Here is a 15808-nt window from a genome sequence, read left to right on the forward strand (position 1 = left end):
ATTCTTTCTGTTTTATCGTTTTTTGATTGCTCAGCTGTTGGCGATAGAGTGTTATTTTGTGATAGATTGAACTCTTAAAAGAATTTAATTTATTGCCTTGGAATTGTAAAATTTGAAAGTTAGTTTTTGAGTTAAGTAACATAAGGTAAATTCATGGCACATACAGCTGAAATGATTCTTCGTTTGCGTGAAGAAAAAAAAGAAATGCGAAACCGCGATTTTGCGGTTTCGATTGGTATATCTGAAGCGGAGCTTATTGCGGCTTATTGTACCATTGGAAAAGCAAAAAGGCTACAAACCGATGTTGCTACTCTCTTGGAAAATGCACCTCGACTTGGAACCGTCATGGTCTTAACTCGCAATGAATATGCTGTTCACGAAATAACGGGACGCTTTGAAAAAATTGTTCAAAACGAACATATTCCTATCACACTTGGTGAAATTGATTTGCGTATTTTTACAAAACAATGGAAGTTCGGTTTTGAATATGATGTCGTTATTCTTGGAAAACCTACAAAAAGTCTGCAATTCTTTGATCAACATGGCGTTGCTATTTTAAAGGTCTATTCTAAAGATATGACAAATATGGACGAGTGGAATAAACTTGTTGAAAAGCTCCTTCTTGAAGATCAGTCTCCTGTTCTTAACATTCTTCCCGTTTCTCTCCCAGCCCAATGTGACATAACAGAATTGGATATTGAGAGTTTTCGGGATCGTTGGCGGAAAATGACAGATGTACACCAACTTCACAAAATTATTTCCGAATTTAAAATTAATCGACATCATGCTGTAAAATATGTTGGTAATGAATTTGCCGATGAATTACAGGTAAATGCTGTTGAAATAATGCTTAACCAAGTCGCACAACAAGAACTGCCAATCATGTGTTTTGTTGGGAATAAAGGGTGTATTCAAATTTTTAGTGGGACTGTAAAAAATATTAAGCAAATGGGACCTTGGCTTAATGTTCTTGATCCAAGATTTGACCTTCATTTACTCACGTCCGGGATTGCTAGAGTATGGCATGTTCGCAAACCTACCCGTGATGGTTATGTCAGTTCACTTGAAGTTTTCGATAAAGATGATGAGATGGTTATTCAATTTTTTGGCGTACGCAAGGAGGGTCAAAAAGAACGTGAAGATTGGCGTTCTTTATTGAATAGTTTGCCATCATGCCAAGAAAACAGCAGTAACTAAGATAAGATAAGGTTAGACATGTTCATATCTCTTTTACATAGGTTATCAAACCTTTTTCTTACGTGTTTACTGCTCTCTCTTACTTGTTTTTCTAAACAAGTAATTGCTGAACCTGCAACGCGTTTTCCTGAAAATGCTCGAATTGTTTCTATCGGCGGAGCACTTACAGAAATTGTCTATGCATTGGGAGCCCAAGATCAACTTGTCGCCCGTGATAGTACAAGCGTCTACCCACAAGAAGCGCTCAAGCTTCCTGTGCTTGGATATATGCGTGCTCTTTCACCTGAGGGGGTTTTATCACTTGCTCCAGAGGGTATATTGCTTGTTGAAGGAAGTGGTCCCGCTTCAACAATTGATATTCTCAAAAAAACATCAATACCTCTGGTGATCATACCAGAAGACTACTCCCGTGAAAATGTGATAGAAAAGATTCGCCTCGTTGGTCAAGCCATTCATCGGGAAGTGCAAGCCGCGGCGTTAATTGAGAAATTGAAGCGTAATTTTTTAGACAACGATGCGCGTTTGGCGAAAGTAACAACACCAAAGCGTGTTCTTTTTGTTTTCTCTGTGCAAAATGGACGCGTCATGGCATCTGGAACAGGTACTGCAGCTGATAGTATGATCAAACTTTCAGGCGCTATCAATGCTATCACCGATTATAAAGGATATAAACTTCTCAACGGCGAAGCATTATTGAAATCAGATCCTGATGTTATTTTGCTTGTAAAACATGGTGCAAGATCAACCAGCATTGATAAGATTTTAGCCATACCGGCAGTTCAAGCAACAACTGCAGCGAAAAATCATGCCATAAAACAGATGGATGCTATGTATTTTTTGGGATTTGGTCCACGTACTGCAGACGCATCAAGAGAGCTTATTGAGATACTTTATGGTGCACATCAAAACGGTAAGAGCTGATAAAAATGGCAGACGGTACATCCAGGATGCATTTACCTAAAGAAAAAGAAGGTAAAAAAATAAACCGTTCAAAACAGGGGAAGATTTTATTATTAAGCTTAATAATATTCCTTATTTTCAGTATTTTTGGTGGGCTCTTGAATGGTGCAGCAAAGGTTTCTTTCGTTGATCTCCTCCATGTGATGCTTACACAAGATTTTTCGGTAAGTAGTAAAACGCGTGATTACCTCGTGCTCATCGACATAAGGCTTCCCCGTGTTATCTTGGGATTATTGATTGGAGCAGCCTTAGCTGTCTCCGGTGTTCTTATGCAAGGGCTTTTTCGTAATCCTCTTGCAGATCCCGGAATTGTAGGTGTATCAGCAGGTGCTGGACTTGGAGCAGTCTTAGCAATTGTTGTCGGCATTGCTTTTCCTGTTTCTTTTGCACCTTTTCTAGAGCCTTATAAAGTTATCATAGGTGCTTTTTTTGGTGGACTTTTATCAACGATTATTCTCTACATAATAGCAACGCATAACAGCTTTACCTCTATTGCAACCATGCTGCTTGCTGGTATTGCTCTTGGTGCATTAAGCAGTGCTGTTGTCGGAACATTGATTTTTGTCGCAAATGACCAACAACTGCGTGATATCACTTTTTGGAGTCTGGGCTCTCTTGCGGGCGCTACATGGTTGAAAGTATGGCTCGTTCTCCCTTTTATCGTTATTGGTCTTCTTTTCTCTCCCTTTTTATCACGAGCACTTAATGCCCTTGCTCTTGGAGAAGCTGTTGCTGGCCATATTGGTTTCCATATTCAACGCGTCAAAAATATTGCTATTCCCCTTGTTGCTCTTATGTGCGGTAGTGCTGTTGCTGTCAGTGGTGGTATTGGTTTTATTGGTATTATTGTTCCTCATATTTTACGTCAGCTCATAGGTCCTGATCATCGCTATCTCATTCCTTGCTCTGCTCTCTTGGGAGCAGCATTACTTATTTTTGCTGATATGTTTGCACGCTTAATTGTTGCCCCCGCAGAATTGCCGATTGGGATTGTAACAGCACTTTTTGGTGCACCTTTCTTTCTATGGATCCTTATATGCAAACGAGGAACAGACTTTTCATGATTGAAGCGACAAATATTTGTGTTCAGCGCGGAAAGAAGCAGATTCTTAAACACATTAATCTTCAAGCTAAAAGTGGTGCTTTTACCATTATTATTGGTCCTAATGGATCAGGAAAAAGTACTTTTATCAAAGCTCTGAGTGGTGAAATTCCTTACAGTGGAAAAATAACCTTAAATGGTTATAATGTATGCCAAACAAAAACTCATGTAATGGCAAAAATGCGCGCTGTACTACCACAATCAACAACGCTCGTATTTCCATTCTTAGTCCATGAAGTTGTAGGGCTTGGCCTTTCTGTAAACCAATTTAGCATTGCCAAAGCCGAATTGCAAAATCTTATCCAGAAAGCTTTAGAGTGCGTTGACCTTTCTGATTATGGCAACCTGTATTATCACCAATTATCAGGTGGAGAACAAGCTAGAGTACAACTTGCCCGTGTACTTTGCCAAGTCTGGAAACCTGTTCATAATGGGATTCCTCGCTGGATGATATTAGATGAACCTATTGCTAGCCTCGATATTCAACATCAAATCATCGTTATGGATATTGCTAAACAATTTGCTCATTCTGGTGGCGGCGTTCTTGCTGTTCTTCATGACCTCAATCTCGCGGCACATTATGCAGATAACATGATCTTGCTCAAGGAAGGTGAGATTTATTGCGAAGGAAATGCAACTAATGTGTTGACAACACAAAATCTCCGCGATGTTTATCATTGTTCTTTAAACGTTTCTGAATTACCTAAAGAAGATATCCCTTTTATACTCCCTCAAACGACATCCTCCTATGAAATTAGATCTCTAGGCTATCGGCTTCAATCTAAAAACTAAAGTCCATAGCAAAATAAAACACGCAAATATTCAAGAATCTTTTTTATTTTCATATGAACTCCTTTTTGTCATCTGTCATTAAAAAAGAAGATCAATTACCCTAAAGATATTTTTGGAAAAAAATACCAGTTTAAAATCTTTTAAGATTTTACGTAACTAAAAACATGTGAAATTTTATTTGCTATCAAACTGTTATATCATACAAATTTATACAACATAAACATGCGTTTTCCCACTCTTTCTATCACTTTTATCTTTATAAAAATGATTCAAGAAATGCGTATAAATGCCTTTGTTATAATAACGGGTGTATTATTATATCTTCTAAGGACCATATAGAAATCAAGTACCTTTCTCCCCTGCATAAAAGATTTATTTGTAGCTTTAATGGTAATGTTTTCTTTATAATACATATACTTTAGCTTATTTGTATAAATAAATATTGATTTACAATGATATTTTTACTTTTCTCTCTCTATTAAAAAATTGTTTATTGGCATATCACAAAGAATTAACCTATTGAATAAAAACTTTAAAATAAACTCAATAACGCTTTTTGTAAGCCCCCTAATGCAAAAACAATGCGGAATATAGGGATGAGGAGAGAGTATAGAAATAGCGTTTGTCTTCTGCTTCATAAGCATAATGATGATTCCACTCAAAGGGGAACTATCATTTACAGATAAAGCCTCCTACCATGGCAATGCAAAGAAATGAAATCGACAACAAGGTGAGAAATATCTTTATAAGATGAATTAACTCATACAGGGGTATGCTATTTTTGCACAAAAAACGCTAAAAATATTGTACTTTTTTATGCCTCAGGTTGAATAATTTTATTACCTTCCCCTATCAAAACACCTTATGAAAAAATATATCTCCAGATCTCTTCACGGCACAGTTTAAATGATTTTTACACATTTTCCCTATGTTATCATATAATTATAAAATAAATTATATCCTTAACTCTTTCTTTCAATCATTTTAAAATTGTTTTTTGACTCTCTCAAGTATCCTATTAACAATATAGATTTCCTTTTCATATGTAAAAAATAACGCGGAATTGCTCCGCGTTAACAAAATTATCAAGGTGTATAGATTATTATTACTTAAACATACTCATGATTTTATAGCATAGACAACGGTTGTATTAACAGGGCGCGTTTCTGCCTCACCCGTATGGGAAAGAGTTACCTTGTGTGTATGTGCACCAGCAGAAGCTGTTCTCCCTTTCAGGGTCGTATTATAAGTATAATGATTCGGGAGTCTCCCAATATCACCAACGGGCCATCCTACCCCTTGATACTCAAAATTATGCGCATGCTCGCCTGCGTTTTCAATACTTCCAATATGCGTATGTGATTTTATGCTATCTTGTTGTTCATCTGCAAACTTTCTACCACCATCTAAACCCCGACCATTATCAAAGCCGCGTAAAAACATGCCTCTAAAATCAGGAACTTTAAAAGTTTTATTGCTGTCTTTTCCCCATTTATCACCTATTGCCTCGAATAACTGCGGATAATCTTCACGCTTATAGGCCTTACCATCACATAAAAGCCAACCATTTGGCACATTTTGCATAGCAAATGTTGCAATGAATCCAGAGGGGAAACTTTCTATCTTTGGTGGTGTAGGGTTTAATAAATACCAACCCTCATGCTCTTTTATTAAAACACCATTATTGTATACCATTTCATAAATGCCATCTGTTTGAAATTCTCCACCTTCTAATGGTATAATCCCCGCATCAGTGGCTTTATAGATAAGCTTTTCTCCTATATTATTAACAGTTATTGTTGTCACGCCAATATTTACACCACAAGCTTTAAAACGTATGACGATATCATTGTTGTATTTCTTTATAGGCGAAACTGTCTTTAAGGTAATTAATGTTGTTTTATCTTCCAAATTTACTATAAAGCTTGAATTAATAGATCCACCATTATCTGCAAGATATTCGCGCACGCGCTGCATCATCGCCCTTGCACTATCATTAACAGAACTAGGCGGCTGTCCTTCTGCCCAATTAATGATACTATCTGAATAAGCATTTTCATCAGCCTTTAGAGACCAATCATAGATATTAGACATTTTAAATCCCCCATTATTTTCATAGTTTTTCTAACAACTTCTCGTTCTGTGCACTAAAATGTGCTGCCGCTGTTTATTGGTACATCATAACCACTGCACCATCCTTATTTACGCATTTTATCTCTCTTCACTCCTTCCAATTTTATAACCTAAATTCACCAGACGCTTTTCATAACATTAGTATTAATGCTTTCTCTTCTAATGTATAATGTAACCACCTCATCTGATGTTACTTAATATCTTGTTTTGTTGCTTTGCTGTTGTTATATAATTATTTTTTCAATCTTGCATCTTGTTGCAAAATTTATAAATACTTCCAAAATTTTTCTTATTATGGATTTCATATAACCATTACTGAATGTAATAACTTATCATCCACATAGAAAGTTTCTGACTTAAACATTATCTTTTTTTATTTTTTTCAATAGTTTAAATCTATCTCGTCGATATTTTATACCATATATTTTAAACAAAGAAATTCTATCTTTTGGCTATCATTTGTATTAAAACTTTAAAAATTAGCTTCAAATTTTTTGCATGCTTCATTATGTTTTTATTCACATGCAGATACTTTGTTCTATTTTATTCAATTGATTTCTGAAATTGTGTCACAAGATTAGCACCAATGTTTTTTTGAATAAGCTTTTGTTCAATCTAAATGTATCACAGAGAATATATTCAATATGGACATTTGCTCCACACTTTCATTAAACTGGAAATAAAATACTTTGAAATATTAAATATCACACACCTTCACAAAATTTGAAGGTTGTATCCGATCCGGAAAAAATTAAAAAGCATAACCCAGCCCCTCCCCCAATTTTTATGAACAATATCCTTGTTTATTAAACGCCCCATAACCAACTTTTCCCCTCCCACACTTAGCACATCCCCCTCTATATATTATTATATGTATATTTTTTTTGCAAGAACAATAAATCATTCTAAACAACATCTTGCAATTATTGGTGTTCTTCTTAATTCAAGGCAATATTAAAAAGCATTCTCTAAACTGTTTTGCTAACTCATCTGCTTCATCAATCCAAACAAAAAAATACGCTCCATCAATTTTACACTTGCTATACCCTTAACTATCAAAGAAAACACCTTACAAAATCTTGCATAAGTAGCCAGACAATTGGACTATCCATGGCTTGTTTTTTCCAAATAGAATATCCCCTCCACTCATTACCGACTTTATTTTCAGTGTTCTCTGCACCTTTAACTTCTATCTTCCCTTTAAAATACACATCATTTATTAGCTACACCCTTTACACGCCTTTACCAGCTCTAGATGGGATTATTCTTTACTGTTTTTGAAGCTATTGCTATATTTTCTAATGTAAGAAATATTTTCTTTAGGTAATAAAAAAACCAGTAATTTCAGACGTTATAGATGTATAACGCTATACATAATCTTACCATACATGAATGAAATGTGATCTACTTTACAAAAGATATAATACGTATTGATATGAATATATTGATGAATCCACAAAATAAACACACAAAAAGAAAGATGGAAATATGAGTTTTGGAGATCTTATCGTATGTAGTATATTAGGATTTTTGTTTACAATCTTTTCATTGGGGCGGGATGCTTAAAATCGTTACAGTAGAATGGAAAAAAGAATATTTTAGGTGTTCTTTTCTATTCCTTCCAGCATTTTCTTCGTTATTTAGCGCAGTCGCACTACTTAAATATGTTTTTTTGAACAAGACCTAAAAAACAAGCTGTTTTTATATCCTTCATAATGTGCATAACGAGTTTTATGATGTGAGTGGGACAATGCAAAGCGATTATAAAATGCTATGGTACTCCAAATAAAGAATTCTCTGATGCATTTATCGATGAAGACCTTATTGGCGCATTTGCCTATCTATGGAGTGTACCAATCATCACTGGCTGTATAGCTGCAGCTTTTATATGGCTACCATTTATAACACTGTTAATAACAGTAATATTAGTGGGAATTTGGTTACTCTTCCTCATAATTCCCTACTTATTCAAAAATTGTTTTTCCGCAAATTTATTCAATTTTTATCTTGTTTTATAATAATAATAAGATAATTACATTATAAGTAGTAAGTTTTTCTTGCATATAACACATAATTAGTTATTTTTTATCTGTAAATATTGTTGCACGATATCATATGGCTCTTAAATGAATTTACGTATACTTTTGTGCTAAGATACATCCTTTTGCTTTCCTTTCTCTTCCAACTATTTAAAAGTGTTGATGAAATCTTCATATGAAAAGCCAACGTCCATTTTTATCGTTATTTTTTTATTCATCTTCACAATTTTCAAAAGATTCAAGGCAATATTATTTTTATAATAAAGATTAGGTATTGTTTCACGCTTTTGTTTATCGCATTCTTAATGGGAACATCCCCCTCATCAAGAATAAAGTACCCCAAACAAAATATAATGATATTGCATATTACGCACTTTTTAAGAAATATTGCTCAAAATATACTCCTTTTATTTTACGACAGCGCACGTCAATAATAAAATAGTAAGCCATTATAGATCATCAGCTTTAAGCTTTTGAAGATACAAGTGGAACCCATCATACATTTTGTTGGCCCCCACGTTTTGACAGCCTCACTCTTAGAATGTTCATTAAATGACATTTGGCTTCCTTTCTTCAAGTGTTTTGCCCCATACGCCCCCACTTATGACGTGCAAGGAAGTGATTTTATATGAAAAGATATATGATGAGAGAATCTTATGGTATTCTGAGTTATTATTTTAATATGAAAAAAATATCAATCAGAGCCATAAACTATCTAATTTTTCCCTGATAATCCGTTTTTAACTTTATTCTGGTTTATAAAAGCTTCAATATCATAGTTTATCACTTCATAATATCTATTTACACTCTTAAAAACACACCAAAATCGTTTAAAATATATTTTTATGATTGACAATATAGATATTTAAGCCAACCATATTCGTATTAACAAAAATACTTCAAGTGGGAGGAGGTATAAAAATATTAGAATAGATATTGTATTATTTTTTCAAAATAACTTTTCTTGAGCTGTATTGGGTTTTCTTTGCTACAAAGCAATACTATCCCTATTCATCTGAATGCTCGTGATTGATAATTTGAATACATCTCCATTAACATCGTAACTCCATTAACATCGCAACCTATTTTTGAACTCTGTGTCTATAAGGAAAAAGTTTGTGCAGAAAAATACTCCATCAATCAGTTGTAGCCCCTTTCCCGCTTCACGCAAAATTTATCAACAGAGCCTTCTCTTTTCTGATGTGCGCGTACCATTGCGTGAAATTTCACTGACTGATGGCAGTGGTGAAAAACCTTTAAACGTCTACGATACTTCTGGCCCCTACACAGATAAAGATATGATCATTGATATTACAAAAGGTTTGCCGGCAATTAGCTTGCCTTGGCTCTCTAAGCGGGATGATACTGAAACTTATCCTGCACGATTAGTTAAACCTGAAGATAATGGATTGACTTCTGATAAAAACCTTACACCAGCCTTTAAACAAAAACGTCCTATTTTACGAGCAAAAAATGGCAAAGCAATTACACAAATGGCTTATGCGCGCGCAGGCATTATTACCGAAGAAATGGAATATGTGGCTATACGAGAAAATGAAGGATTAGCAGTAAAAGAACGGCAGAATGTACCATCAAATGAAACATTTTCTGGATCAATACCAGAAATTTATACTGCCGAATTTGTTCGCAATGAAATTGCTTGTGGACGCGCCATTATTCCACAAAACATTAATCATCCAGAGTGCGAACCCATGATTATTGGGCGTAATTTCCGTGTTAAAATTAATGCCAATATTGGCAATTCAGCAGTAACGTCATCTATGGAAGAAGAAGTTGATAAAATGGTTTGGGCCATTCGCTGGGGAGCAGATACAGTTATGGATCTCTCAACAGGTCGAAATATTCATAATATTCGTGAATGGATTATCCGAAATTCTCCTGTGCCCATCGGAACAGTTCCTCTTTATCAAGCACTCGAAAAAGTACAGGGTATTGCCGAAAACTTAACATGGGATATTTTCCGTGATACCCTTATTGAGCAAGCAGAGCAAGGGGTTGATTATTTTACCATTCACGCAGGATTAAGATTACCATTTATTCCTATGACCATTGATCGTGTAACAGGTATTGTTTCACGAGGCGGTTCTATTATGGCAAAATGGTGTCTCCATCATCACAAAGAAAGCTTTCTCTATGAACATTTTGATGAAATTTGTGATATTGCAAAAACATATGATATCTCTCTTTCATTAGGAGATGGGTTACGCCCTGGCTCTATTGCCGATGCCAATGATGAGGCCCAATTTGCAGAGCTTAAAACCTTGGGAGAATTGACAAAAATTGCTTGGAAAAAGGATGTACAGGTTATGATTGAAGGTCCTGGGCATGTCCCAATGCACAAAATTAAAGAAAATATGGAGCAACAATTAGATCTTTGTCATGAGGCGCCTTTTTATACTTTGGGACCTCTTACAACGGACATTGCTCCTGGTTATGACCATATTACATCAGCAATTGGTGCCGCTATGATTGGATGGTTTGGAACTGCTATGTTGTGTTATGTAACACCTAAAGAACACCTAGGACTCCCCGATAGGAATGATGTAAAAACTGGTGTGATCACTTATAAAATTGCTGCTCATGCCGCTGACCTTGCTAAAGGTTTGCCTAGAGCACAATTGCGCGACAATGCTCTTTCGCGTGCACGATTTGATTTTAGATGGCACGATCAATTTAACCTTTCTCTTGATCCAGAAACAGCCTGTGCCTTTCACGATGAGACAATGCCTAAAGAAGCCCATAAATTAGTGCATTTTTGTTCCATGTGTGGACCAAAATTCTGTTCTATGCGTATTTCCCATGATATTCGTGAGGCAGCTGCAATAAGAAAAACAAAAGGGGAAGGTATGATCGCCATGGCCGAAAAATATCAGAAAAATGGTGACCTTTATATGGAAATTGTTCCTCCTCAAAAAAAGAAAGTAAATAGTTGAAGAACATTCTTATCAAAGGTGCAGGTGTAGGCGGCTTAACAGTTGCCTTTATGTTACAGCAAAAAGGTGCTTCTGTTACTGTATCGGCCCCCCCTCATTCACCTATAGGAAGTGCTAGTTGGTATGCAGGAGGAATGCTTGCACCTTACTGTGAAAGGGAAAGTGCAGAACAAATTGTTGAAGATCTTGGTGTACAAGCTATACAATGGTGGCGTAAAACGCTCCCCAACCTTGTCATACAAAAAGGCACTTTAGTGGTTGCACCTACACGAGATAGAGGAGAGCTTGAACGATTTTCTGTGCGTACGCATAATCACAAAACCGTAGATAATACAGAAATAGCTCATCTTGAACCAGATCTTGCGGAACGTTTTAACTGTGCACTCTTTTATGAAAATGAAGCCCATATTGATCCTCGCAAAGCACTTATGGCTTTAAAAGAAAAGCTTCTCAACAATGGAGCCTGTTTTGTTGATGTAGAAATAGCTGAAAAAAATTTTGATATTATTATTGATGCGACAGGAATAGCACGTTTAGGAAAAGATAAAAATATACGGGGCGTACGCGGCGAAATGCTTCTCGTGCGCTGCACCGATATTAAAATTTCGCGTCCAATTCGTCTTCTTCACCCACGGTTTCCTCTCTACATTGTACCTCGACAAGATAATATTTTTATGATTGGTGCAACGATGATTGAAAGTGACTTTGATGGTGCAATCTCTGTAAGATCAATGATGGAACTGCTCAACGCGGCTTATACTTTACATCCTGCTTTTGCTGAAGCAGAAATTATTGAATCTGGCGTTGGTGTTCGTCCATGTTATCCTAATAACTTCCCTTCTGTGCATAAAGATGGTAACTTTATTTCTATTAATGGATTTTATAGACATGGTTTTCTGTTGTCTCCAGAAATGGCAAAACGAGCAATGGAATTGGCATTGGAATAAAACATGCAAATATTTGTTAATGGTGAAACAGTCCAAACAGAAGTTATGACTCTCGGTCTCTTGCTTGAAGAATTGGGGTATGAAGGAAATTGGCTTGCAACTGCTGTTAACGCTGAAGTTGTTCCCATAGATGCACGAAGCCAATTTGTCTTGCATGAAGGAGATAAAATTGAAATTTTAAGCCCAATGCAAGGAGGCTAAAATTATGCTGAATCTTTATGGACGACAATTCTCTTCCCGTCTTCTATTAGGTACAGCGCAATATCCTTCACCAGCAATCCTTCGTGATGCTATTCATAAATCGAATACGGAAATTGTAACTGTTTCCTTGCGCCGTGAAACTGTAGGTGGAAAACAAGGTGGACAATTTTGGAAATTTCTTCAAGAACTTGGGGTAACAGTGCTTCCTAATACTGCTGGTTGTTATACTGTTAAAGAGGCCGTAACCACAGCCCAATTAGCAAGAGATCTTTTTAAAACGGCTTGGATTAAACTCGAAATTATCGGTAATTCAGATACCTTACAGCCAAATATTTTTTCCTTAATCGAAGCTGCTCAAATTTTAAACAATGAAGGTTTCAAAATTTTTGCCTATACAACGGATGATCTCATTGTTGCTGAAAAACTTTTTGACATTGGTTGCCGTGTTATTATGCCTTGGTGTGCTCCTATTGGTTCTGCCAAAGGACCTCATAATACTGATGGATTGCGTTCTATCCGTGCTTACCTTCCTGATGCTACTCTTATTATTGATGCCGGCATTGGACGCCCATCACATGCCGCCATTGCGATGGAACTCGGTTATGATGCAGTACTGCTTAATACCGCAGTTGCTAAAGCAGGTGATCCTGTTTTGATGGCTGAAGCATTTTCTAAAGCTGTTCAAGCAGGACGTATGGGATATAAAGCTGGCATGATCGAAGCACGCAATGTAGCAGTCCCTTCAACACCAATCATTGGAAAAGCGGTATTTTCATGAAACTGGATCCATTTTACCTCATCGTTGATAACGCTGATTGGATTGAACGTTTGCTTCCTCTTGGTATCAAGCTCGTACAATTGCGTATGAAACATGAAAATCAACAAATAATCCGTCAACATATTAAGCGTGCAAAAAACATATGCAATAAATTGGGAGCACAATTAATTATTAATGATCATTGGGAAATAGCAATTGATGAAAAGTGTAATTTTATTCATCTGGGACAAGAAGACCTAAGCAATGCTGATCTTCACGCAATTCGTAAAAGTGGTATAAAAGTTGGTCTTAGTACACATGATGAACATGAATTGGATATCGCACTCTCTGCTAATCCTGAGTATATTGCACTTGGTCCTATTTATCCGACAATCTTAAAAAAAATGAAATGGATGCCGCAAGGACTAGAAAAAATCAAACAATGGAGAAAGCGGATTGGTGTTTTACCTTTGGTGGGTATTGGTGGTTTAACACCAGAACGCGCAGTTAGTGTTTTAAAAGCAGGAGCAAATAGTGCTGCTGTTGTGACTGATATTATCCTCCATAAAAAACCAGAAGAGCGTGTACAGCAGTGGATAAAAGTGACACAAACATGGCGTTGATACCTTCTATTCTTATTGTTGCGGGCACTGATCCAACAGGAGGTGCTGGTATTGTTCGTGATATAGAAACCTCTGCACATTTTCAAATAAAAGCAAATTTAGCAATTACTTGTGTTAACGTGCAAGATGATCATCGCGTTGTCGAAATCATTCCAATGCGTGGAGACCTCGTCGCTGCGCAAATGCGTGCTGCCCTAGAAGCAAATCCAATAAGCGCAATAAAAATCGGTATGACGGGGACAAAAGCAATTATAGCAGCAATCTGTAACGTACTCAAAGACTATCCCCATGTTCCAGTTATTTTGGACCCTGTACTTGTCGCTTCATCAGGAGGAAAACTAATAACGGAAACAATCATCGACACGATGATCGATAAACTGCTTCCTCATGTTGATCTTTTAACACCGAATAGAGAAGAACTCGCTCTTCTTAGCCACAGTCCATTGGCATCTCATGATAAGCAAGCAATACAACAAGCAAAAAAACTTTTGTCATTGGGAGCTCGCTCTATTTTAGTAAAAGGGGGACATGCAGAAGGTCCTCTTGCAATTGATAGATTCATTGACAAAACTGAAGTCATAAATATCTCTACTCGACGTTTAAAAGGAACAATGCGAGGAACAGGTTGCATTCTCTCAAGCGCTATTGCAGCGCATTTAGCATTAAATGAACCTCTCATTTCAGCGGTAAAAAAAGCAAAAGAATATATCCACACATTGCTTTTAACCCATTGTAAAAATAGTTTATAACGTCTTAGTATTTTTTTTCATATAAAATTAATATTTATATATTCATTAATATATTTATTTTTTAATAAAAATTATTTAAAAAATATAATAATAAAAAAATTTATACTTTATTTTATAAATAAAATACTACAAAAGTAACTTTAATTAAGTATTAAATATATAATACAATGATAACAAATATTATAACACCACTTGCATTCAGTAAAAAAATCTTTTATTATGAATGAGTTTAGTCTGTTTAAAAAGTTGAAATAGCGCAATTTAAACAAATTGTACATTTAAAGATGTATATAATCGCGAACACTCGCATTTTACGATTTGCCTTTTTTGTGAAAAGAGAGAATCCTATCAGCGTTCTTATACATTAATGGCTAGCGAATACATTTAATAAAACTTGAAGGATAATTTTGTTTGATCTATAATCGCTAGATCATTAGAAAAAGTAAAATGTTAAATCAAACGCCGTGCTCAATTTCCTATGAAGAACTCTTAAACTTTTATAAAGAAAGTGGTGCGGATGCCGTTCTGACGGATTTCCCTATTGATCGTTTTAAGCAGTCTGCTTGTTCAGAGAGAAAATTAATATCTGTCGTGAACATTTCTCATAATCAACAAGCATCTCCCAAAACATCTCCAACCGTAAAATTAGATCATCATCAGCTGCATAACTCTAGGACTATACAAAATGAATCCACAGCTATAGAGAGTGCAAAAAGTGCCAAGACACTTGATGAATTAAAATCTGCTCTCCTTGCATTTAATGGCTGTTCATTAAAATTGACAGCAAAAAATACCTGTTTTTCAGATGGAACAGCAGGAAGCCCCCTGATGCTTATAGGCGAAGCACCAGGACGAGACGAGGATATACAAGGAATTCCTTTTGTGGGAAAAGCCGGGATGTTGCTTAATAAAATCCTCGCATCAATTGGCTTAACAAGAAATAATGTTTACATTGCCAACACTATTCCTTGGCGTCCACCAGGAAATCGTACACCAACACCAAGAGAAGTTGCCTTGTGCCGCCCTTTTATTGAACGGCACATTTATTTAGCGCGTCCTCGTGTTCTTATAGCACTGGGAGGTGTTGCTGCACAGTTTCTTACTGGATCTCAAAATGGGATTATCCGAACAAGAGGGAAATGGCATATCTATGAAAGCGAGGATAATATAAAAATACCTGTTATGCCAACTTTCCACCCAGCTTACCTTCTTAGAACCCCTAGTCAAAAGAAGCTTACATGGATAGACTTCTTAGAAGTAAAAAATCGCCTCGACAGCCTTTTGTAATTCTTTAATCCTATCTTGCTTCTAAAATTAACACACCCTTCTTTAACTCTTAAAATACAAATGGGAA

Annotated in this window: 12 protein-coding genes; 11 read left to right on the forward strand and 1 reads right to left on the reverse strand. The window is 36.1% G+C overall.

Translation table 11 applies throughout. The features are described 5' to 3' along the window. Positions 1-153 precede the first annotated feature (153 nt). Genes ACFINR_RS00530 through ACFINR_RS00545 form a run of 4 tightly spaced genes read left to right on the forward strand, consistent with a single transcriptional unit; the run spans position 154 to position 4051 of the window. Complete coding sequence (locus ACFINR_RS00530) at positions 154-1197, forward strand: hemin-degrading factor (protein ID WP_375631693.1); 1044 nt, start codon at positions 154-156, stop codon at positions 1195-1197. Between the two features lie 18 nt (positions 1198-1215). Beyond that, positions 1216-2118, forward strand: a complete 903-nt coding sequence (locus ACFINR_RS00535; protein WP_375649502.1) for a hemin ABC transporter substrate-binding protein — start codon at positions 1216-1218, stop codon at positions 2116-2118. A 5-nt stretch (positions 2119-2123) separates the two neighbouring features. Further along, on the forward strand, positions 2124-3221 hold the full coding sequence (locus ACFINR_RS00540) for a FecCD family ABC transporter permease (protein ID WP_375652290.1): 1098 nt from the start codon (positions 2124-2126) through the stop codon (positions 3219-3221). Continuing rightward, positions 3218-4051 (forward strand): heme ABC transporter ATP-binding protein, encoded by an 834-nt coding sequence (locus tag ACFINR_RS00545; protein WP_375611204.1) that lies wholly within the window; start codon positions 3218-3220, stop codon positions 4049-4051. Before ACFINR_RS00540 ends, ACFINR_RS00545 begins: the two co-directional genes overlap by 4 nt. Positions 4052-5170: 1119 nt before the next feature. On the opposite strand, the gene ACFINR_RS00550 is transcribed toward ACFINR_RS00545, so the two are convergent. Continuing rightward, positions 5171-6145, reverse strand: coding sequence for a tail fiber protein (locus ACFINR_RS00550; RefSeq protein ID WP_375612960.1), 975 nt, complete (start codon positions 6143-6145; stop codon positions 5171-5173). A gap of 3196 nt (positions 6146-9341) precedes the next feature. Here ACFINR_RS00550 and thiC point away from each other — a divergent pair. The 7 genes from thiC (at position 9342) to ACFINR_RS00585 (ending at position 15741) form a co-directional block, all read left to right on the forward strand. After that, positions 9342-11177 (forward strand): phosphomethylpyrimidine synthase ThiC, encoded by a 1836-nt coding sequence (thiC, locus tag ACFINR_RS00555; protein WP_375631687.1) that lies wholly within the window; start codon positions 9342-9344, stop codon positions 11175-11177. Beyond that, positions 11174-12124, forward strand: coding sequence for an FAD-dependent oxidoreductase (locus ACFINR_RS00560; protein WP_375652291.1), 951 nt, complete (start codon positions 11174-11176; stop codon positions 12122-12124). Before thiC ends, ACFINR_RS00560 begins: the two co-directional genes overlap by 4 nt. Positions 12125-12127: 3 nt before the next feature. Then, a complete protein-coding gene (gene thiS, locus ACFINR_RS00565) occupies positions 12128-12325 on the forward strand; it encodes a sulfur carrier protein ThiS (protein WP_273791115.1) in 198 nt (65 codons plus the stop codon). A 4-nt stretch (positions 12326-12329) separates the two neighbouring features. Continuing rightward, positions 12330-13103 carry a thiazole synthase gene (locus ACFINR_RS00570; protein WP_375652292.1) on the forward strand — a complete coding sequence of 258 codons (774 nt, stop codon included), beginning with the start codon at positions 12330-12332 and terminating at the stop codon, positions 13101-13103. Next, positions 13100-13705, forward strand: coding sequence for a thiamine phosphate synthase (locus tag ACFINR_RS00575; RefSeq protein WP_375652293.1), 606 nt, complete (start codon positions 13100-13102; stop codon positions 13703-13705). Before ACFINR_RS00570 ends, ACFINR_RS00575 begins: the two co-directional genes overlap by 4 nt. Next, complete coding sequence (locus ACFINR_RS00580; RefSeq protein WP_375631679.1) at positions 13696-14454, forward strand: hydroxymethylpyrimidine/phosphomethylpyrimidine kinase; 759 nt, start codon at positions 13696-13698, stop codon at positions 14452-14454. The genes ACFINR_RS00575 and ACFINR_RS00580 overlap by 10 nt, the downstream gene beginning before the upstream one ends. A gap of 447 nt (positions 14455-14901) precedes the next feature. Further along, a complete protein-coding gene (locus tag ACFINR_RS00585) occupies positions 14902-15741 on the forward strand; it encodes a uracil-DNA glycosylase family protein (protein WP_273791211.1) in 840 nt (279 codons plus the stop codon). Positions 15742-15808: the final 67 nt, after the last annotated feature.

Source organism: Bartonella sp. AP19HLJMH (assembly GCF_042196245.1).
GTDB lineage: Bacteria > Pseudomonadota > Alphaproteobacteria > Rhizobiales > Rhizobiaceae > Bartonella.